We start from the raw sequence: 20,201 nt of genomic DNA on the forward strand, positions 1-20,201 counted from the left end.
GCGGGGCCCGGCCGTGGTGCTCGTACGAAACGGCTACTTCACCGGCTCCGGAGCCGGCTTCGGGTCCGGCTTCGGGGCGTCCGCCGGCTCGCCGTCGCCGCCTTCGCCGTTGTCCTCGCCGCCGTCCTCCGGCACCTCCGGGGTCTTCACCGACTCCAGCAACAGCTGGGCGACGTCGACGACCTGGATGGACTCCTTGGCCTTGCCGTCGTTCTTCTTGCCGTTGACCGAGTCGGTCAGCATGACGAGGCAGAAGGGGCAGGCGGTCGAGACGATGTCCGGGTTGAGGGACAGCGCCTCGTCGACGCGCTCGTTGTTGATGCGCTTGCCGATCCGCTCCTCCATCCACATGCGCGCGCCACCCGCACCGCAGCAGAAGCCCCGCTCCTTGTGGCGGTGCATCTCCTCGTTGCGCAGGCCCGGCACCTTCGCGATGATCTCGCGCGGCGGCGTATAGACCTTGTTGTGGCGGCCCAGGTAGCAGGGGTCGTGGTACGTGATGAGGCCCTCGACCGGGGTGACGGGGATGAGCTTGCCCTCGTCGATGAGGTGCTGCAGCAGCTGCGTGTGGTGGATGACCTCGTACTCGCCGCCGAGCTGCGGGTACTCGTTCGCGATGGTGTTGAAGCAGTGCGGGCAGGTCGCGACGATCTTCTTCTTCGCCTTTTCGACCTTGACGCCCTCCTCCGCATCCTCGCCGAAGGCCATGTTCAGCATTTCGACGTTCTGCTGGCCGAGCTGCTGGAACAGGAACTCGTTGCCCAGGCGGCGGGCCGAGTCACCGGTGCAGTTCTCGTCGCCGCCCATGATCGCGAACTTCACGCCCGCCATGTGCAGCAGCTCCGCGAAGGCCTTGGTGGTCTTCTTGGCGCGGTCCTCCAGAGCGCCGGCGCAGCCGACCCAGTAGAGGTAGTCGACCTCGGTGAGGTCCTCGATGTCCTTGCCGACGACCGGGACCTCGAAGTCGACCTCCTTGGTCCACTGCAGGCGCTGCTTCTTGGCCAGGCCCCAGGGGTTGCCCTTCTTCTCCAGGTTCTTGAGCATCGTGCCCGCCTCGGACGGGAAGGAGCTCTCGATCATCACCTGGTAGCGGCGCATGTCGACGATGTGGTCGACGTGCTCGATGTCGACCGGGCACTGCTCGACGCACGCGCCGCACGTGGTGCAGGACCACAGCACGTCCGGGTCGATGACGCCGTTCTCCTCCAGCGTGCCGATCAGCGGGCGCTCGGCCTCGGCCAGGGCCGCGGCGGGGACATCGGCGAGCTGCTCGGCCGAAGCCTTCTCCGCACCCTCGGCATCCTTGCCGCCGCCCGCGAGCAGGTACGGCGCCTTGGCGTGCGCGTGGTCGCGCAGCGCCATGATCAGGAGCTTGGGGGAGAGGGGCTTGCCGGTGTTCCAGGCGGGGCACTGCGACTGGCAGCGGCCGCACTCGGTGCAGGTGGAGAAGTCGAGCAGGCCCTTCCAGGAGAACTCCTCGATCTTCGAGACGCCGAACGTGTCGTCCTCGCCCGGGTCCTCGAAGTCGATCGGCTTGCCGCCGCTCGTCATGGGCAGCAGCGCGCCGAGCGCCACGTCGCCGGACGCCTCGCGCTTGAACCAGATGTTCGGGAAGGCGAGGAAGCGGTGCCAGGCCACGCCCATGTCGGTCTTCAGGGCGACCGTGATCATCCAGATGAAGGAGGTCGCGATCTTCAGGCCGGCGAAGAAGTAGGTGAGGTTCTGGAGCGTCGAGACGTCCATCCCCTCCAGCCACGAGACGACCGGGTACGAGACGAAGAACGAGGCCTCGTATCCGTCCACGTGGTGCTGGGCGCCCTCAAGGGCGTGCAGCATGAAGATGCAGACGCCGACGATGAGGATGACGGCCTCGACGAAGTACGCCTGGCCGGTGTTGGAGCCGGCGAAGCGGGACTTGCGGCCCGCGCCGCCCGGCCGGTTCAGCTGCCGGATGACGATGAGCGTCAGGATGCCGAGCGCGGTCATCGTGCCGAGGAACTCGACGAAGACGTTGTACGGGGTCCAGTCGCCGATGATCGGCAGGAGCCAGTCGGCCTTGAAGAGCTGGCCGATGGCGTTGACGATCGTCAGCAGCAGCGAGAAGAAGCCCACCGCCACGAACCAGTGCGCGACGCCGACGATGCCCCAGCGGTTCATCCGGGTGTGGCCGAGGAATTCCTTGGCCACCGTGACGGTGCGCTGTGCGGGATCGTCGGTGCGGGTGCCGGCTGGTACGGGCTGACCCAGCCGCATGAAGCGGTAGATCTGCAGAATGGCACGGCCGAACAGCGCGACGCCGACCGCGATTAGTACCAGCGACACGATGATCGCGGCGAGTTGCATGGGTGGGCTCCTCGGGCCTGCGAGAGCGAACTACTACTAACGGGTAACTTATCCAGTCCGTACGAGACTACTCACTCCCGCGCGCGCGATATAGGCGCACCGCCGGTGATCTGTGTCGCTCAGGGAACCCTCACCCGGACTGCCCCGAACTCTCTGGCTGCGCATAAGGCCAGCATAAGACTTGAGCCCCCTCGACTCAGCTCCGTTGACAGATTCCGATCCGCAATGCACCCTTGAGTCTGTTCCACTCAAGTCAGCTGGAGGAATAGACATGGCACGTGCGGTCGGCATCGACCTGGGTACGACGAACTCCGTCGTCAGTGTTCTCGAGGGCGGTGAGCCCACCGTCATCACCAACGCCGAGGGCGCCAGGACCACGCCGTCCGTCGTCGCCTTCGCGAAGAACGGCGAGGTGCTCGTCGGCGAGGTCGCCAAGCGTCAGGCCGTCACCAACGTCGACCGGACGATCCGTTCCGTCAAGCGCCACATGGGCACTGACTGGAAGATCAACCTGGACGGCAAGGACTTCAACCCGCAGCAGATGAGCGCCTTCATCCTGCAGAAGCTGAAGCGGGACGCCGAGGCCTACCTGGGCGAGAAGGTCACGGACGCGGTCATCACCGTCCCGGCGTACTTCAACGACTCCGAGCGCCAGGCCACCAAGGAGGCCGGTGAGATCGCGGGTCTGAACGTCCTGCGCATCGTCAACGAGCCCACCGCGGCCGCCCTGGCCTACGGTCTCGACAAGGACGACCAGACCATTCTGGTCTTCGACCTCGGTGGCGGCACCTTCGACGTCTCGCTCCTCGAGATCGGCGACGGCGTGGTCGAGGTCAAGGCCACCAACGGTGACAACCACCTCGGTGGTGACGACTGGGACCAGCGCGTCGTCGACTACCTGGTCAAGCAGTTCGCCAACGGTCACGGCGTGGACCTGTCCAAGGACAAGATGGCTCTCCAGCGCCTCCGCGAGGCCGCGGAGAAGGCGAAGATCGAGCTGTCCTCGTCCACCGAGACCACGATCAACCTGCCCTACATCACGGCCTCCGCCGAGGGCCCGCTGCACCTGGACGAGAAGCTCACGCGCGCCCAGTTCCAGCAGCTCACCGCGGACCTGCTGGAGCGCTGCAAGACCCCGTTCCACAACGTCATCAAGGACGCGGGCATCGCCCTCTCCGAGATCGACCACGTGGTCCTGGTCGGCGGCTCCACCCGTATGCCCGCCGTCGCCGAGCTCGTCAAGGAGCTGACCGGCGGCCGCGAGGCCAACAAGGGCGTCAACCCGGACGAGGTCGTCGCCATCGGCGCCTCGCTCCAGGCCGGTGTCCTCAAGGGCGAGGTCAAGGACGTCCTGCTGCTCGACGTCACCCCGCTGTCCCTCGGCATCGAGACCAAGGGCGGCATCATGACCAAGCTGATCGAGCGCAACACCACGATCCCGACCAAGCGCTCCGAGATCTTCACGACGGCCGAGGACAACCAGCCGTCCGTGCAGATCCAGGTCTACCAGGGCGAGCGCGAGATCGCCGCGTACAACAAGAAGCTCGGCATGTTCGAGCTGACCGGTCTGCCGCCGGCCCCGCGGGGCGTCCCGCAGATCGAGGTCACCTTCGACATCGACGCGAACGGCATCATGCACGTCGCCGCGAAGGACCTCGGCACGGGCAAGGAGCAGAAGATGACCGTCACCGGCGGCTCCTCGCTGCCGAAGGACGAGGTCGACCGCATGCGCGAGGAGGCCGAGAAGTACGCGGAGGAGGACCACAAGCGCCGCGAGGCCGCCGAGACCCGCAACCAGGCCGAGCAGCTCGTCTACCAGACGGAGAAGTTCCTCAAGGACAACGAGGACAAGGTTCCGGCCGAGGTGAAGACCGAGGTCGAGACCGCCGTCACCGAGCTCAAGGAGAAGCTCAAGGGCGAGGACACGGCCGAGATCCGCACCGCGACCGAGAAGGTCGCCGCGGTCAGCCAGAAGCTCGGCCAGGCCATGTACGCCGACGCCCAGGGCGCCCAGGGCGCTGCCGGTGCCGCCGGCGCGACCGGTGGTCCGACCAAGGGTGACGACGACGTCGTCGACGCCGAGATCGTCGACGAGGACAAGCCCAAGGGTGGTGCGGCGTGACGGAGGAGACCCCGGGCTTTGACGACAAGAAGCCTGAAGGCCCCTCCGACGCCGCCGGTTCCGAGGAAGCGGCGCAGGGCGCCGGGGCTGCCGACAAGGCGGCCCCGGGCTCTGCCCCCTCCGGCGAGGAGCTGGTGGAGGTGGGTCTGAAGGCCCAGCTGGACCAGGCCCAGGCCGCGCTCAACGAGCGCACCGCGGACCTCCAGCGCCTTCAGGCGGAGTACCAGAACTACCGCCGCCGGGTCGAGCGGGACCGGGTCACGGTCAAGGAGGTCGCCGTCGCGAACCTCCTGTCCGAGCTCCTGCCCACGCTCGACGACATCGGCCGCGCCCGTGATCACGGCGAGCTCGTCGGCGGCTTCAAGTCCGTCGCCGAGTCGCTGGAGACGATCGTCGCCAAGATGGGGCTGCAGCAGTTCGGCAAGGAGGGCGAGCCCTTCGACCCGCTGGTGCACGAGGCGCTGATGCATTCTTACGCGCCCGACGTCACCGAGACCACGTGCGTGCAGATCCTGCAGCCGGGGTACCGGATCGGCGAGCGGACGATCCGCCCCGCGCGGGTCGCCGTCGCCGAGCCCCAGCCGGGCGCCCAGGGCGCCAAGGGCGAGGGCGAGGAGGCCGGTTCCGGCTCCGAAGAGGAGAGCGGTGGCCCGGACAAGGGCTGACGCTGACCCGATGAATCACCGCAGGGAACGGAAGGAGGGACGCCGGGGATGAGCACGAAGGACTTCCTGGAGAAGGACTACTACAAGGTCCTCGGTGTCCCCAAGGACGCCACCGAGGCGGAGATCAAGAAGGCGTACCGGAAGCTCGCCCGCGAGTACCACCCGGACGCCAACAAGGGCGACGCCAAGGCCGAGGAGCGCTTCAAGGAGATCTCCGAGGCGAACGACGTCCTGGCCGATCCCAAGCGGCGCAAGGAGTACGACGACGCCCGCGCCCTCTTCGGCAACGGCGGCTTCCGCCCCGGGCCGGGCGGCGCGGGCGGCGGCTCCTTCAACTTCGACCTGGGCGACCTCTTCGGGGGCGCCCAGGGCGGGGGCGGCGCCGGCAGCTTCGGCGGCGGCCTCGGCGATGTCTTCGGCGGCCTGTTCAACCGCGGTGGCGGCACGCGGACCCAGCCGCGCCGTGGCCAGGACATCGAGTCCGAGGTGTCCCTGAGCTTCACCGAGGCGGTCGACGGGGCCACCGTGCCCCTGCGGATGTCCTCCTCCGCGGCCTGCAAGGCCTGCTCCGGCACCGGCGACAAAAACGGTACGCCTCGCGTCTGCCCCACCTGTGTCGGCACCGGCCAGGTGTCGCACGGCTCCGGCGGCGGATTCTCCATGACCGACCCCTGCCCCGACTGCAAGGGCCGCGGCCTCATCCCGGAGAACCCCTGCGACGTCTGCCACGGCAGCGGCCGCGCCAAGTCCTCCCGGACGATGCAGGTCCGCATCCCCGCCGGCGTCTCCGACGGCCAGCGGATCCGGCTGCGCGGCAAGGGCGCCCCGGGCGAGCGCGGCGGGCCCAACGGCGACCTCTACGTCGTCGTGCACGTCGGCGCCCACCCGGTCTTCGGCCGCAAGGACGACAACCTCACCGTCACCGTGCCCGTCACCTACCCGGAGGCGGTCCTCGGCGGCGAGATCAAGGTGCCGACCCTCGGCGGCCCCCCGGTCACCCTCAAGCTGCCGCCCGGCACGCCCAACGGCCGCACGATGCGCGCCCGCGGCAAGGGCGCGGTGCGCAAGGACGGCACCCGCGGCGACCTGCTCGTCACGGTGGAGGTGACCGTGCCAAAGGATCTCGGCGACAAGGCCCGGGAAGCCCTGCAGACCTTCCGTGAGGCCACCGCGGACCACGACCCGCGGGCAGAGCTCTTCCAGGCCGCGAAGGGAGCGTGACCCGCATGGATGGGACCGGCCGACGGCGCAATCCGTACGAGCTGACCGACGAATCGCCGGTCTACGTCATCTCGGTCGCCGCGCAGCTGTCGGGACTGCACCCGCAGACCCTCCGGCAGTACGACCGGCTCGGCCTGGTCTCGCCCGACCGCGCCGCCGGGCGCGGCCGGCGCTACTCCGCGCGGGACATCGAACAGCTCCGGCAGGTGCAGCAGCTCAGCCAGGACGAGGGCATCAACCTCGCCGGCATCAAGCGCATCATCGAGCTGGAGAACCAGGTGGCCGCGCTCAAGGCGCGCGTCGCCGAACTGCAGGGCGCCGTCGAGGGCGCCGCCGCGGCCCGGCAGCAGGCGGAGGCCGCGGTCCACGCCTCGTACCGCCGCGACCTGGTCCCGTACCAGGACGTCCAGCAGACGAGCGCGCTGGTGGTGTGGCGTCCGCGCCGCGACCAGTAAAAGCTGATCCGGCGGGGCCGGGCGAGCGCATGCCCGCCCAGCCCCGCCGGCATGAACTGGCATGAAGCTGTGTGCCGGCTGCAGCAACCTGACACACCTTCCCCACGGAGCGGCCCGGCCCCGCTGGCAGAGTTTTCCCCACGGAACCACGACGTTGGGGGAAACGTGATGACCGGGAAGTTCGCCAAGAAGGCCGCCGCAGTGCTCGTTCCGGGAGTGTCCCTGGCGGTCTTCGCGCTGCCGGGCACGGCGGTGGCCGCACCCGCCGCGCACGGCCCGCACGCCGCGCACGGCCTGTGCGCCCTCCCGGTCAAGCTCGTCGACCGGCTGCCCGTCTGTCATCGTGTCAACGGGTGGCAGTGACAACGACGTCGGCTCTGGAGCCCCGGTCTGCGATGTGGCAGGCCGGGGCTTCGCCGTATGCACCCGTACGCGAAGTGCTCGTACGCGAAGTACCCGTACTCGTGTACCCGAAGGACCGGAGGAGAAGGCGTGGCGAGGACAGCATTCACGGAAGCGGTGGTGGAGCGCGCCGCGCCCACCGCCGCGCCCCCCGAGACGGCCGTGATCAGGTTGGTGTCGGCGCTGCCCGGCGGCTGGGAGGCCACCTGGCGGCTGGAGGGGGACCGGATCCTGCTCCGGATCGGACCCGCCGGTCCCGCCGCCGTCCACGCATGGCTGGCCGGAGTGCTCGTGGACGGCGGCGGGCTGCGCGGATGGCGGCAGGGCGGCCGTTAGGGCCTGCCGCTAGATCCAGCCGCGCTCCCGCGCCAGCAGCGCGGCGTGCGCACGGCTGGACGCGTTCAGGACGCGCAGCAGATCGGCGACGTGGCGGCGGTAGGTGCGCACCGAGATGCCCAGGTCACGGGCGCCGATCTCGTCCTTGCCGACGCGGCACATCGATTCCAGGACACGCTGTTCCACGGCGGAGAGCCCGGCCGCGCCCTCGGCCGGTTCCTCGATCAGCGCGGTGAGGTCGGTGGCCTGGTCCCAGATCTTCTCGAAGAGGGCCAGGATGTTGGCCACCAGGCCGGTCTCCCGGGCGACCAGGGCGCCGCGCGAGGTGTCGTCGGGGTCGGCGGGCACCAGCGCGGTGTGCCGGTCGTAGACGAGGATCCGCTCGGATATGTCGGGGGCGACGCGGATCCGGGCGCCCTGGGCGGTGAGTTCACGCAGGTAGGCGACGGTGGGCGGGTGGCCGAGCGCCTCCTTGAGGACGACGTTGCGGATCGTCACGCCGCGGCGCAGGCAGCGGGCGTCCAGCGGCCGGGCGTGGTCGATGTTCTCCTGCGTGAGGGCCGTGTACGGCTCGACGGAGAGGATCTCCTCGCGGGCGAAGAAGGCCAGGTCGTCGATGCGGTCCCGGATCTGGGCCAGGTCCTCCATGCGCTCCACGCCCTTGGGGACGGGGGCGCGCGGCCCTTGTTCGGCCCGCAGTTCGGCGATCAGCCGGCGGGACTGGGTGACCTGCTGCAGTTCGTGGTGGAGTTCGCGGAGCCGCAGGTCGGTGAGGCGGTCGACGGCGGTCTCCGGATCGGCCGGGGTGATGTCTCCGGCGTCGGTGCGGCGCAGCAGGCCGAGCCCGTGCAGCCGGTCCAGGGCGGCGTGGACGGTGTCCTTCGCGCTGTGGATCCTCAGGTGGATGTCGTCGGCGGATGTGCTGGGATTGCGCAGGAAGTGCCGGTATATGTCCTCTTCTGCCGTGCTGAGCCCCAAAAGGCCCATACCCATGCCTGACTTGCTCATGGCTCCCCCGTGTGCGACTGGCCGGCGGCTCGGCTCGACTGGTCAGTGACGAGCGCGCCCTGCGTAACCGCCGGTACATCGCCCAAAGCGTAATGCAGAGGTAAAGGGGCTGGCCACGGCGTTCCGTCCGGGATGACGCAGCAAGCTGTAACACCGGTTGCAGGAACCTGCCTCCGGAGAACGGACCCTGGCCCGCGCCGCCTTGGCACTCTGGGCGTACCGGAAAGGCTGAGACCTACGAGGGGAATCCGGATGATGACAACGACGGCCGAGGCACGGCACGACTTCACCACGCTCACCGAGCGTGAGGTGGAGGTCCTGCTCCTGCTGGCCTCGGGGGAGCAGAACAGGCGGCTCGCGCGGCGGCTGGGCATCGCGGAGCGCACCGTACGGGCCCACACCGCGAACATCGTGCGCAAGCTCGACCTGCGGTCGCGGTTCGAGGCGGCGATCGTGTCGCACGTCTACGCGGACGCCATCAGGGCGTCCGCGCCGGGCGGCCACGCCGCCGCGTAACGCGTCCACCGCACGTCTGGCCCCGTCGGAGCTCTCCGGCGGGGCCTTCGCTCATCCCGGGAGCAGTTCGGCGGCGGCCTCGATCGCCATCATCCACATCGGCTGCCCGCCGGTGCCGAACGCCGCGGCGAGCGCGTAGCCGACGGAGGCGTCCGCGGGGGAGACCTCCGCCCCCTCCTTCCACTCGGCGAGGACCCGGCCGTCGCCGTCGGAGGAGAAGTCCCCGAGGTGCTGCCCGTCCTTCAGCAGCCGGCTGCCGGCGATGGAGTCCGGTACGAGGCGGTAGACGACGCCGTCGCGGGTGACGTCCACGGCGTACGAGCGGCGCGACAGCTTGCCCTTGCCGGGCACGAGGGCGACGGGCTCGCCGTCCACCGTCATGGTCAGGTGGTCGCCGTCGCGGGTGCCGATGGGGACGTGGTTCTCGGTCCCGGCCTCGGGGGCGCGGTCCACGGTGGCCGGGGGTATCGCGTCGCCGAGCACCTCGACCCAGCCCTCCTCGTCGTTGAGGAGGACGGTGATGTCGCCGAAGCGGTCGTCCTGTACGGGGCCGGTGGGGACTTCCTCGTCGAGGTCGTCGGTGTCTTTGTCCGGAGAGACGGTCTCGGCCCGGCTGTCGGTCACGTGCGTCATGCGGAGCTTCCTTCAGTGTGGTCAGTACTGACGGTCTGACGATCAGTGTGAGACGGCGAGCTGCGTCGCCGCCAGGTCCCGGTACAGCTCGTCCCGGTCCAGGAGTTCCTCGTGCTTCCCGTGGTCACGGACGCGTCCGCCTTCCAAAAGGATGAGCCGGTCCGCCGAGGTCACCGTCGAGAGCCGGTGCGCGATGAGCAGGACCGTGCAGTGTTCGGCCGCCCGCTCGACGGTCCGGCGCAGCGCGGTCTCGCTGAGGCCGTCGAGGTGTGCGGTGACCTCGTCGAGCAGCAGCACCTGCGGGCGCCGCAGCAGGGCACGGGCGATGGCCAGCCGCTGCCGCTGCCCGCCGGAGAGGGCGAGGCCGCGGGCGCCGACGCCCGTGTCCAGGCCGTCGGGCAGGCCCTCGACGTAGGTGTCGAGCAGGGTCTGCCGCAGGACGTCCGCGATCTCCTCGTCCGTGGCGTCGGGCGCCGCGTACAGCAGGTTCTCGCGGATCGTGCCGGCGAGCATGGGGGAGTCCTGCTCGACGTAGGCGATGCGGCGGCGCACCTCGGCGCGGCTGAGAGTCGTGATGTCGGTGTCGCCGAGGAGGATGCGGCCGCCGTCGACGTCGTAGAAGCGCTGGAGGAGGGAGAAGACGGTGGTCTTGCCGGTGCCCGAGGGGCCTATGACGGCGGTGACCTTGCCGGCCGGCGCGGTGAAGGAGGCGCCCTCCAGGACCGGGGTCCGGTCGGCGTAGGAGAAGGTGACCCCGTCGAGGACGACGCGGGGCGGCGGGCCGGTGGGCCGCGGCGGCACGGTGTCGACGTCGTCCTCGGTCTCCATGCGGTCGATCTCCTCGATGCGGGCCAGGGCGCCGAGGCCCTGCTGCAGCGAGGTGGTGCCGCCGACGAGGGAGAGGATCGGCCCGCCGAGGTTGAACAGGTAGAGCAGGAAGGCGATCAGGGCCGCCAGGTTGAGCGTGCCGGTGGCGACAAGGGCGCCGCCGAAGCCGATCACGGCCAGGAAGGAAGCCTGCACGACCATGCCGGTGATCACGGCGATGGCGGCCTGGTAGCGGGCGCCGGTCAGCCCGGCGCGGTAGGCGTCCTCGGCGGCGGCCACGGCCCGCGCGGTCTCCGTCGCCTCACCGCCGTTGGCCTTGACGGTGCGGGCGGCGCCGAGCGCGCGGTCGAGGGCGGCGCCGATGTCGCCGACCGACTCCTGCGAGCGGGTGGTGACGCGGCGGATGCGCGGCATGACGATGCCCACGGCGATGCCGGCGAGGACCAGCACGCCCGAGGTGATGCCGAGCAGCGGCAGGCTGGTGATGCCCATCAGCACGATCGTGGCGAGCAGGTGGACCGCGCCGTCCACGAGCTGGATCACGCCGTTGGTGGCGGCGTGCTGCACGAGCGTGCTGTCGGAGGTGACGCGGGTCGTCAGGCCGCCGGGCTCGACGCGGTCCAGCTCGGCGGTGCGCAGCCGGATCAGACGGGTGATCAGGCCGCGCCGCACCTGCAGGACCACTCGCTCCGCGGTCCGCTCGCTCAGCCAGGACTGCGCCCAGGTGAACCCGATCGAGACGGCGAGCAGACCCAGCAGCAGGAGCAGGGTGTCGCGCAGGGTGCCGCCGGTCATGAGCGCCGTCATCGCCGACTCGATGACCATGGGCTGGGCGAGTCCGGCGGCGCTGCCCCCCAGTGTCAGCAGCAGCACCAGCGCGAGGACGCGGCGGTGCGGCCGCGCGTACGCGAGCAGGGCCCGCAGCGGCGGCCGCGGGGCGGGGGCGGTGTCGTGCGTGTCCGGGTCAGGTGATTTCACCCTCGTAGTTCTAGCTCGCTTACGCGGGCGCGCGAAATTGGCGGTTGCGGCATTGCCGGGTGCGGCAATACCCGCTCCGGCAATGCCCCGTGCGGCAATGACGGTTGTGGCAATAGCGGGGCTTCCGGGCTCCGGGTGAATATCTACCTGTCCGCAGCGGACACCGGCCGGAGGCGCCAACCGCCCCTGCTGGAAACCGAATTGAGAATATGGAGACATTCATCATGCAGAACGTCACCGAGAAGGACCTGTTCGACGGCTACACCGCCTACACCTCCGCCGAGGAGCTGGGCCTGTACGACGGCAAGGACGCCGCCCCGGCCTTCAGCCCCACCATCCCGTGGGCGATCCGCGCCACCCTCATCACCGCCCGCTCCTCGCAGCAGTGCGCCATGGCGATCGGTTCCTTCACCGCCCGCACGATCGAGAGCAAGTGCTGATCAATTTGTGAGCCACGGGGGTCGGCCGGTCGCCCGCACACCGCGCCGGCCGGCCCCCGGCCACCGTACGACCCCGGTGAGAAGGAAGCAGAAGGAAGCACCTGTCATGGAAATCCCCGACGCCGGATTCCGGCGCGTGCTCGTGGTGGGCACGGGAGCGCTCAGCGTGTCCTTCCTGCCGTTCTGGATCAACTGGCTGCAGGATTCCTTTCCGGCAGTGGAGAAACGCGTCGCGCTGACCCGTTCCGCCCGCCGCTTCGTCTCGCCCGACGCCGTCGCCGCGCTCTCCCGCTCCCGCCACGACGTCTTCACCGACGACTGGGACAGCGCCCCGCCCGGCACGGCACCGCACGTCGAACTCGCCGCCTGGGCCGACCTCGTCCTCGTGCACCCCGCCACGGTGCACTTCCTGAGCCGGTACGCGCTCGGCCTCGCCGACACGCCCGTGCTGCTCGCCCTCCAGACCACCCGGGCCGTGGTGGGAGTCGCCCCCGCGCTCCCGCCGGCCGCTCAGCACAGCCCGGTGATCCAAGGCCACTTGGCGGCGCTGCGCGCCCGCCCCGGCGTCGTCGTCGCCCCGACCGTGCCCGCGGAGAGCGCCTCCACGGGCGAGCGGGACGACGGCGGCGCGGCGCCCATGCCGGAGCTGTTCCGGCTGTGCGCCACGTACAAGAAGGAGTCGGAGCACCGTGGTGACGCTTCCTGACGACGCGGGCGACCTCGTCGCCGAGCACGTCACCGGCCTGCAGCACACCCGCGTGCACCGTTCCGCACGCGGCACCACCGGTGGCTCCGACGGCTTCCTGTGGTGGCACCGGCCCGGCGCGCTGCACCCCGGCCCGCTCGCCGCGCCCGCCGCCGCGGCCGTCCCCGATCTGTCCGGCGTGCCCGGAGCGGCGCTGCTCGCCACCCCCGTCCCCGCGGGCGGCGGCCTGCTCCACCGCGCGCCGGGCGCCGTCTCCGTGGTCACCTGGCTCGCCGACCCCCGCCCGGGGGCCCGGCGGCTGGCCGCCCACGCCCTCGCCGCGGCGGGGTGCGCCCTGCGCGCCCTGCACGGCACGCCCGTGCCGCCCGGCCTCCCCGCGGGCCCGCCCGCCGCGCTGCGGCGGATGCGCGCGTGGGCGGACGGCAGGGACGGGCTTCTCCCCGGCGCGGCGCGCCTGCGCGAGGCGGCCCTCGCCGGGTGGGGAACGGACCGGCTCGACCGGGTCCGTACATGGTGGGAGGAGGCGGTCGCACCGGCCGTGCCGTCCCTGATCCACGGCGGCGCCTCGCTCGGAGCGCTCGTACCGCCCCTGCACCGGGGCCGGACCGCGCTGCTCACCGGCGAGGACCTCGCCGCGGGCAGCCCCGCGCTCGACCTCGGCTGGCTGCTCGGCGACCTCGCCGAACTCGCCTGGTCGCAAGGGCGGAACGGCCCTCCGGTGCCCCCGGAGGGCCCCGACCCGCGCCACGTCCTGCTGGCCGGCTACGGCCCGGGCCCCGGCGCGGACGCCCTCGGCCGGGCCGCGGTCCTGCGGGTCGTCACCCACATGCAGGACTTCGCCGCGTACTGCGACTGGACCGAAGAACTGCACGACTACATCGCCTTCACTGCCGAGCTGATCGACGAGGAGGGCCGCCGGGCCGTCCCGGGTCCCGGCCCCGGCCCCGCCCCCGGAGGAACGCCGACGCCATGACCACCACCACTGCCGACACCGCCGGACAGCCCACGCTGCAGCGGTTCCAGCCCACCGACCTGGACGCCGCCCCCGAGGTCAACGCCCTGCTGGAGCGGCTCGGCCTCGGCCGGCTCGACCAGGAGGGCCTCGCCTCCTTCGGCGGCCGCAACGACAACTGGGCCGGCCGCACGAGCGGCGGCCGGCAGGTCTTCGTGAAGACCGTGGCCCGCGCCGCCGAGGGCGGCAGCCCCCAGCTCGACCGCGCCCTGGCCTTCGAGCACCTCGCCGCCCTCCGCCCGGCCGGCTCCCCGCTGCGCACGCCCGCGCACCTCGGCTCGGACCGCACGGCCGCCGTCGGCGTCTACGAACTGCTGCCCGGTGCCCGCTCCGGCTCCGAACTCGCCCTGGACGACGCCTTCGACGACGACCTCTGCCACGAGGCGGGGCGTGCCATAGCGGCCCTGCACTCCCTTCCGGCTTCACACACGGGGGACGGCCCCGCCATCGACACGGAGGAGGCCCCGCTGCCGCCCATGCCGTGGCTGGAGGCGCTCCCCTGGAGCACCGTGCAGGAGCGCAGCATGGGCCAGATCGCCGCCTGGCGGCTGGTCCAGGACGACGACCGGGTCATCGCCGCGCTGCACGCCCTGCGCGCCGCCGAGCGCGCCGCGCCGCACACGCCCGTCCACTGCGACCTGCGCTTCGACCAGTTCCTGCGGCACGGCGGAAAGCTCCACCTCTGCGACTGGGAGGAGTTCCGGCTGGCCGACCCGGCCCGCGACGTCGGCGCCTTCGCCGGCGAGTGGCTCTTCCACGCCACGTACGCCGTCTTCGCGCCGGGAGCCGGGCAGGGGGAGGGGCCCGCCGCCGGCTTCGGGCTCGACCACGCCGAGATCATCGAGCGGGGCGCGGCCAGCCTGCGCCGCCACACCCCCCGCATCACCGCCTTCTGGCAGGGCTACCGCGAACAGCTCGCGCTCGAAGGGCGCACGCCCGACCCCGGGCTCGCCGAGCGGGCCGCCGGCTTCGCGGGCTGGCACATGTTCGACCGGCTGCTCGCCACGGCCGAGCTGCACGCGACCCTCAACCCGGTGGCCCGCGCGGCCGCGGGCATCGGCCGGACGCTGCTCCTCAACCCGTCGGGATCCGTCGCCACGATCGGTCTCGCCCAGCCCACCGGGAGCCCCCGATGACTGCCACTCTCTCCCCCACAGATGTCCCGGCGCGGGGCCTCACCCCCGGGCTCGCCGCCGCCCTCGCGACCGTCTCGGTCCGCGGCGACGGCCGCCAGGCCACCGTCGCCGGGCGCTCCCTCTCCGCCGACAGCCCCCGTGACCTGCGCGGACGACTCACCAACGCCCTCTACGAGGAGCTGCACGCGGGTCGCGACGGCGCCGCGCGCGACACCGACACCCCGCCCCGGCGCAGCCTGCGCGACCCGGAGCTGGAGCGCCGCCTGGCCGCCGCCGTCCCGCACGACCGCACGCCCGTCCGCGGCCGGCTGATCGAGGTCCTGCGGCGGCCCGACGGCGACCAGTTGATCGTCCGCCTCCCCGAGGTCACCGCCCGCGTGCCCGCCGACCGGCTGCTCGGCCCCCCAGCCCCCGAGCCCGGCGAGCCCGTCGACCTCTCCCTGGAGGCCGCCCGGCCCGCGCTCTCGCCCGGCTTCTTCTACGTCATGGGTTCGCGCCCGCTGCCCCGCCCCACCGGCCCCGTACGGCGGATCTTCGTGCACGCGGCGGACGCGGACAGCGCCGTCACCCTGTGGGGCGCCACCCTGGCCGCCCTGGAGCGCGCGGAGGCCCGCTACCACGCCAAGGTCCTCTCCGACCCGCAGGACTTCCCGCGCCGCGACGGCATCGTGGTGTATCTGCACGGCGACCACGTACCGGGCGAGGAAGCCGTCGTACGGGCCGTGGCGCCGCTCCCCGGGAAGGGCGCGGAGACCTCCGTCTTCACCGAGCGCCTCGCACCGGGCGTCGCCGCCTCCTGGGACCCCGAGGACCCGCGCCCCGGTCAGGACGGCATGAGCTTCGGCCAGCACCGCGCCTTCGCCCTCGCCACCGCCCTGATCGACCACGCCCTGGCGCCGGAGGGGGCCGGGCCGGCCCGCGAGGAGCACGTCGTGCGGTGCTTCCGCGAGGCCGGCATCGACCCCTGGCGGCCCGACCGCAACCTGACTTCGCCCACCGACCGCACCGACTCGGGGAGTTGAGCCCGTATGGCCACTGACAGCACCGCAGTTGACAGCGCCGCAGTCATCGACGAGACCGAGGGCGCGAGCGGGCGGCCCGACCCCGGGATGAGCGGCTTCGCCGTCTCCATCACCGCCGCCTACAGCGACGCCCTCGCCGAGGTCTACGACGACATCTACCCGAGCACCCCCGACCTGGAGGACATCGCCGACTTCCTCCTGACCCTCACCCGCCCCGGCGCGAGCGTCCTCGAACTCGGTGTCGGCACGGGCCGCGTGGCGCTCCCCCTCGCAGACAAGGGCTTCGAGGTCCACGGCGTCGACGCCTCCGAGGGCATGCTCGCGCGCCTCGCCGAGAAGGACCCCGAGGGCCGCGTGACGCCCGTCCTCGGCGACTTCGCGACCCTCGACCTCGGCCGCGCCTTCGACGTCGTGCTCGCCCCGTTCAACGCCCTGTGCTGCGCCGTCACCCCGGCCGAGCAGATCGCCCTCATCCACGCCGTCGCCCGCCACGCGGCGCCGGACGGGCACGTGGTGATCGAGACGTTCGACCCCAGCGACTACCACGTGCAGAAGAAGAACGAGGTCAACACGTACCCGATCGGCAGCCGGGGCGCCATGATCGAGTCCGTGGGCGTGCTGCCCGCCTCGCAGAACATGATGATGCAGAACACCCTCTTCCTGGACGGCGAGGCCCCCAAGTCCGCGACGACGGTGATGCGTTACCTGTGGCCCAGCGAGCTGGACCTGCTCGCCGGCCTCGCGCGGCTGGAGCTCGCCGAGCGGTACACGGGCTGGCAGAAGCAGCCGTTCGACGGCGGCGACAGCCGGAAGATGGTCGTCTCCGTCTACCGCCCGCTGTGAGCGTTCCGGCCGGCCGCGTCCTGGCTGACAGGCTCGGCAACGGGCTGCGCCTGACCGTCGAGCCCGAGCCCGGCCGCGGGCTCGTCGCCGTCGCCCTCACCGTGGCCGCGGGCGGCGCCCACGACCCCGCTGGCCGGCACGGCATGGCGCACCTCGTGGAGCACCTGATGTTCCCCCGGGGCACGGCCGCCGACCCGGACGGGCACGTCGGCCGCGTCGAGGGCGCGGGCGGCACGTGCAACGCCGAGACCCACCGCGACCACACCGTCTTCCACACGGTCGCCCCCGCGGACGCGCTCCCCGGGATCCTGGAGTGGGAGGCGCGCCGCCTCCTGGACTTCGCGCCGGACGACGCGGTCGTCCGCACGGAGACGGAGGTCATCGGCGCGGAGATCCGGGGCGCGGTCGGCGGCGGCCGGCTGTGGGACACGGCCTACGCCTCGCTCCACCCCGGTAGCCGCGACAGCTACGGAACGGTCGCCGAACTCCGGCGCGCCACGGCCGCCGAGGCGCTCGCCTTCCAGCGCGCGCACTACACGGCCGGGGCGATGGCCCTGACGGTCGTGGGGGACGCGGACCCCGCGCGGGTCGCGGAGCGCGTGGAGGAGCTGTTCGGGGAAGTCGCCGCGGCGCCGGCCCGTACGGCCGGGCAACCGGCCGCGGCACCGGGACCGGGACCGGGACCGGCGGGCAGCATCCCGTACGGCGCTTCCGGCACCGCCCTCGCCCTCCCCCTCCCGGACGCGGCGGGCGAGCGGCACGCCTACCTCGCGCACGTGGTGCTCGCGGAACTGCTGGGGCGGGCCCGGCTGCCCCGTGCCGTCCGCACGGACGCCCGGATCGCGTCGGCGAACGTCATCTGCGGCTACTACGGGCAGTGGCTCGCCTCAGCGGCGCCCGACCTCGCGCTGGCGCTGCTGGGGCGGCCCGACGGCGTGGGCACGGGGGAGGCGGTCGCCGCCTGGGAGGACGTCCTGCGCGGCGTGGCAGCCGCCCCGCCCTCGGACACGGAGCACCGCCGCACCCTCAACGCCCTCCTGGTGAACTGCCACCGCCAGGCGGACTCCCTCGCGGCCAGGGCGGTCGCCCACGGCCGCGCGGCCCTGCTCTTCCCCGGGCGCCTGCCCGGCGACAACGGCCCCGGAGCGCTCGCCGGGCAGCTGGCCCGGGTCACCCCGGCGGACGTGTCGGCCGCCGCCCGGAGGCTCCTCGCCGCACCGTACGGCGTGACCGAACTCGTGAACTCGTGAACTCGTAAGGGAGGCACCCCCCCCATGAAGCGCCCCTGGGTCCGCAGCACGCTGGGCAACGGCCTGCAGGTGGTCGTCGTCGAGGCCCCCGGCGCGCCCCTGGCCGAGCTCCGGCTGGTCGTCCCGTACGCCCTGACGGAGCCCCGCGAGGCCTCCACGCGCGAGCTGCTCGCCGCCCGGCTCGGCACCGGCAGCACGACCCTCGACCGCCGGGCCGTCGCCGACCGGACGGCGGACCTCGGAGCGGAGCTGTCCACGGTCGTCACCGTGGAGCAGCTGCTGCTGTCGGTGAGCGTGCTGTCCGGGGGACTGGAGGGGACGCTGGAGCTCCTGGGCGACCTGCTGGTCCGCCCGGCCTACCGCGATCTGCCTGCCGCACCGCCCCCGTCCCCGCGCCGGGCCGGCCCCCGCACCGCCCTGCGCCGCGCCGTCCTGACCCACGCCTTCGGCCCGCACCCGCTGGCCGCCGCACCCCCGCCGCCGGGCCCCGTGACGCCGGACGGCCTGGACGCCTTCCACCGCCGCGCCGTCGTCCCGGCCGGTTCGGTGCTCCTGGTGATGACGGGCGCGGACCCGGCCCGCGTCCTGCGGCTCGTCGCCGAGCACCTCGGCCCGTGGGCCGGCGGCCCCTCCGGCCTGACCCTGCCGCCCTTCGGCCGCACGGCCCCCGCGCCCGGCCGGCTGGCGCTGCGGCACCCGGGCACGGGCCAGGCCCTCCTCCTGACGGCGGGCCCGGCCGTGCCGTCCACCGGCCCCGGCCACGCCGCCCTGCACCTCGCCCAGCTCGTCCTCGGCGGCCACGCCTCCTCCCGGCTGACCCGGCGGCTGCGCGAGCGGCACGCCCTCGCCTACGCGGTCTCCGCCGCCCTCCGCGAGAACGCCGCGGGCAGCTGGCTGGAGATCGAGTGCGCGGGCGCCCCCGGCACGGCGGACCGCCTGGCCGTCGAGGCCGCGGACGTCCTGCGCGAACTCGCCGAGGACGGCCCCACGCCCCAGGAGGCCGAGCGCGCCCGCCGCTATGCCGCCGGGTTCACGCGCTTCGCCCTCGCGACGCGGGCCGAGGAGGCGAGCGCCCTCGCCGGGTTCGCGGCGCGGGGCATGGACGTGGACTGGCTCCCGGCGTACGCGGAGGCCGCAGGGCGCGTCACGCACGCCGAAGTGACGGCGGCGTGCCGCGAGTTCCTGCATCCGGCGAAGACCCTGCTGGCAACGGCCGACGCCACCGAAGGACACGAAGGAAAGGAAGACGAAGCCCCGTGAGCACGCGTGCGACCACCCCGGCGGTCCTCTACCCCCTCCAGCCGGACCACCCGGAGCTGGTGGCCCCCTTCGCCGCCCTCGTGCAGCGCTCCGGCGCCCGCCGCCTGTGGCTGTGCCAGTCCTTCAAGGCCGAGCCGCATCAGGTCCTCGCCCACCTCTCCGGCGCCGGCTATGACGTGCCCGTCGGTACGAGCGTCAGCGTGATGCCGCTGCGCCACCCGTACGAGGCGGCGCTGCAGGCCCGTTCCCTGGCGCTGCTGACCGGGCAGCCGGTCGTCGCCGGCTACGGCATCGGCACGCCCGACTTCGTGGCCGCGCTCACGGGCGCGCCGTACAAGAGCCCCCGCACGGCCGTCCGCGACTACCTCACCTCCGTACGGGATCTCCTGGACGGCAGGGCTGTCGACCACGCCGGCCCGTACCACCACCTCGACGCGCGGCTGCTGCCGCTGGACCACGCGCCGGTGGAGGTCGGGGCGGGCGTGCTCCGGCCGGGCATGGCGCGTACGGCGGGGGAGGCCGCCGACGTCGCGATCACGTGGATGACGCCTCCCGCGTACGTACGGGACGCCCTCGTGCCCGCCTTGGAGGACGGTGCGCGGGCCGCCGGCCGCCCGGTCCGTCCGCGCGTCGCCACGGCCGTGCACGTCGCGGTCGCGCGCCCCGGCCGCGATCTGCGCCGGACGGCCCTCGCGGGGGCGGGCGAACACCTCAAGGGGCCGCACTACGCCGACATGCTCCGCCGCGCGGGCGTGCCCGTCGGGGACGATCCGGCCGCGACGGCGGGTGCCCTCCTCGACCACTCCGTGGTCGTCACCGGCACTCCCGGGGAGATCGCCGAACGCCTGGCCGAGTACCGCGCGGCCGGTGTCGACGAGGTCATGCTGAATCCGGCGGGGGTCATGCTCACCGAGGGCGTCCGGGCGGCCGTGGACGACATGGAGGAGATCATCGGGGCGTGCGGCTGAGCGCGCGCGGACGATCGCCACCCCGCGCCACCCACTTGGGTGGCGAACCTGTCGCCG

20 protein-coding genes are annotated in these 20,201 nt (G+C 72.7%); 16 read left to right on the top strand and 4 right to left on the bottom strand.

Going from position 1 to position 20,201, the window contains the following annotated elements; translation table 11 throughout:
• Positions 1-33 precede the first annotated feature (33 nt).
• Entirely contained in the window at positions 34-2,343 is a 2,310-nt protein-coding gene (locus tag IF61_RS0115540) for a (Fe-S)-binding protein (RefSeq protein ID WP_030366980.1), read from the bottom strand.
• A gap of 271 nt (positions 2,344-2,614) precedes the next feature.
• Here IF61_RS0115540 and dnaK point away from each other — a divergent pair, with 271 nt between their 5' ends.
• The 6 genes from dnaK to IF61_RS0115570 all read left to right on the top strand — a co-directional run bounded on the left by dnaK (position 2,615) and on the right by IF61_RS0115570 (position 7,544).
• Complete coding sequence (dnaK, locus tag IF61_RS0115545) at positions 2,615-4,465, top strand: molecular chaperone DnaK (protein WP_030366981.1); 1,851 nt, start codon at positions 2,615-2,617, stop codon at positions 4,463-4,465.
• Positions 4,462-5,130, top strand: a complete 669-nt coding sequence (gene grpE, locus IF61_RS0115550) for a nucleotide exchange factor GrpE (protein WP_030366982.1) — start codon at positions 4,462-4,464, stop codon at positions 5,128-5,130. Before dnaK ends, grpE begins: the two co-directional genes overlap by 4 nt.
• A 48-nt stretch (positions 5,131-5,178) precedes the next feature.
• Positions 5,179-6,351: a molecular chaperone DnaJ gene (gene dnaJ, locus IF61_RS0115555; protein ID WP_030366983.1), complete on the top strand. Its 1,173-nt coding sequence runs from the start codon at positions 5,179-5,181 to the stop codon at positions 6,349-6,351.
• A 5-nt stretch (positions 6,352-6,356) separates the two neighbouring features.
• Complete coding sequence (locus IF61_RS0115560; RefSeq protein ID WP_030366984.1) at positions 6,357-6,806, top strand: heat shock protein transcriptional repressor HspR; 450 nt, start codon at positions 6,357-6,359, stop codon at positions 6,804-6,806.
• 168 nt (positions 6,807-6,974) lie between these two features.
• Positions 6,975-7,169 (top strand): hypothetical protein, encoded by a 195-nt coding sequence (locus IF61_RS0115565; RefSeq protein WP_030366985.1) that lies wholly within the window; start codon positions 6,975-6,977, stop codon positions 7,167-7,169.
• Between the two features lie 129 nt (positions 7,170-7,298).
• Positions 7,299-7,544: a hypothetical protein gene (locus tag IF61_RS0115570; protein ID WP_157848612.1), complete on the top strand. Its 246-nt coding sequence runs from the start codon at positions 7,299-7,301 to the stop codon at positions 7,542-7,544.
• A gap of 9 nt (positions 7,545-7,553) precedes the next feature.
• Here IF61_RS0115570 and IF61_RS0115575 read toward each other — a convergent pair whose 3' ends face one another.
• A complete protein-coding gene (locus IF61_RS0115575) occupies positions 7,554-8,552 on the bottom strand; it encodes a helix-turn-helix transcriptional regulator (RefSeq protein WP_397945276.1) in 999 nt (332 codons plus the stop codon).
• 252 nt (positions 8,553-8,804) lie between these two features.
• Here IF61_RS0115575 and IF61_RS33405 point away from each other — a divergent pair, with 252 nt between their 5' ends.
• A complete protein-coding gene (locus tag IF61_RS33405; protein WP_342667996.1) occupies positions 8,805-9,068 on the top strand; it encodes a response regulator transcription factor in 264 nt (87 codons plus the stop codon).
• A gap of 51 nt (positions 9,069-9,119) precedes the next feature.
• Here the strand turns inward: IF61_RS33405 and IF61_RS0115585 are convergent, their stop codons facing one another.
• Together IF61_RS0115585 and IF61_RS0115590 are read right to left on the bottom strand one after the other, a co-directional pair.
• Positions 9,120-9,701, bottom strand: a complete 582-nt coding sequence (locus IF61_RS0115585) for a hypothetical protein (protein WP_245684514.1) — start codon at positions 9,699-9,701, stop codon at positions 9,120-9,122.
• Between the two features lie 42 nt (positions 9,702-9,743).
• Positions 9,744-11,507 (bottom strand): ABC transporter ATP-binding protein, encoded by a 1,764-nt coding sequence (locus IF61_RS0115590; protein WP_030366990.1) that lies wholly within the window; start codon positions 11,505-11,507, stop codon positions 9,744-9,746.
• A gap of 224 nt (positions 11,508-11,731) precedes the next feature.
• Here IF61_RS0115590 and lxmA point away from each other — a divergent pair, with 224 nt between their 5' ends.
• The 9 genes from lxmA (at position 11,732) to lxmJ (ending at position 20,144) form a co-directional block, all read left to right on the top strand.
• A complete protein-coding gene (gene lxmA, locus IF61_RS0115595) occupies positions 11,732-11,947 on the top strand; it encodes a lexapeptide family class V lantibiotic (protein ID WP_030366991.1) in 216 nt (71 codons plus the stop codon).
• Positions 11,948-12,053: 106 nt separating this feature from the next.
• Positions 12,054-12,653, top strand: coding sequence for a peptide terminal cysteine decarboxylase LxmD (gene lxmD, locus IF61_RS0115600; RefSeq protein ID WP_030366992.1), 600 nt, complete (start codon positions 12,054-12,056; stop codon positions 12,651-12,653).
• Complete coding sequence (locus tag IF61_RS0115605) at positions 12,637-13,626, top strand: hypothetical protein (RefSeq protein WP_052392721.1); 990 nt, start codon at positions 12,637-12,639, stop codon at positions 13,624-13,626. Before lxmD ends, IF61_RS0115605 begins: the two co-directional genes overlap by 17 nt.
• Complete coding sequence (lxmK, locus tag IF61_RS0115610) at positions 13,623-14,801, top strand: class V lanthionine synthetase subunit LxmK (protein ID WP_030366994.1); 1,179 nt, start codon at positions 13,623-13,625, stop codon at positions 14,799-14,801. Before IF61_RS0115605 ends, lxmK begins: the two co-directional genes overlap by 4 nt.
• Positions 14,798-15,823 carry a T3SS effector HopA1 family protein gene (locus IF61_RS0115615; RefSeq protein WP_030366995.1) on the top strand — a complete coding sequence of 342 codons (1,026 nt, stop codon included), beginning with the start codon at positions 14,798-14,800 and terminating at the stop codon, positions 15,821-15,823. Before lxmK ends, IF61_RS0115615 begins: the two co-directional genes overlap by 4 nt.
• Positions 15,824-15,829: 6 nt before the next feature.
• The gene (locus IF61_RS0115620; protein ID WP_030366996.1) at positions 15,830-16,666 is read left to right on the top strand and encodes a class I SAM-dependent methyltransferase; all 837 of its coding nucleotides are present in this window, start codon (positions 15,830-15,832) and stop codon (positions 16,664-16,666) included.
• The gene (locus tag IF61_RS32365; protein ID WP_043189223.1) at positions 16,663-17,916 is read left to right on the top strand and encodes a M16 family metallopeptidase; all 1,254 of its coding nucleotides are present in this window, start codon (positions 16,663-16,665) and stop codon (positions 17,914-17,916) included. Before IF61_RS0115620 ends, IF61_RS32365 begins: the two co-directional genes overlap by 4 nt.
• A 24-nt stretch (positions 17,917-17,940) precedes the next feature.
• Entirely contained in the window at positions 17,941-19,176 is a 1,236-nt protein-coding gene (locus IF61_RS0115630) for a M16 family metallopeptidase (protein WP_052392722.1), read from the top strand.
• Positions 19,173-20,144 carry a F420-dependent peptide dehydroalanine reductase LxmJ gene (lxmJ, locus tag IF61_RS0115635; protein ID WP_030366998.1) on the top strand — a complete coding sequence of 324 codons (972 nt, stop codon included), beginning with the start codon at positions 19,173-19,175 and terminating at the stop codon, positions 20,142-20,144. Before IF61_RS0115630 ends, lxmJ begins: the two co-directional genes overlap by 4 nt.
• The last annotated feature ends 57 nt before the right edge of the window (positions 20,145-20,201 follow it).

Origin of the sequence: Streptomyces roseoverticillatus (assembly GCF_000719265.1) — a bacterium.
GTDB lineage: Bacteria > Actinomycetota > Actinomycetes > Streptomycetales > Streptomycetaceae > Streptomyces > Streptomyces roseoverticillatus.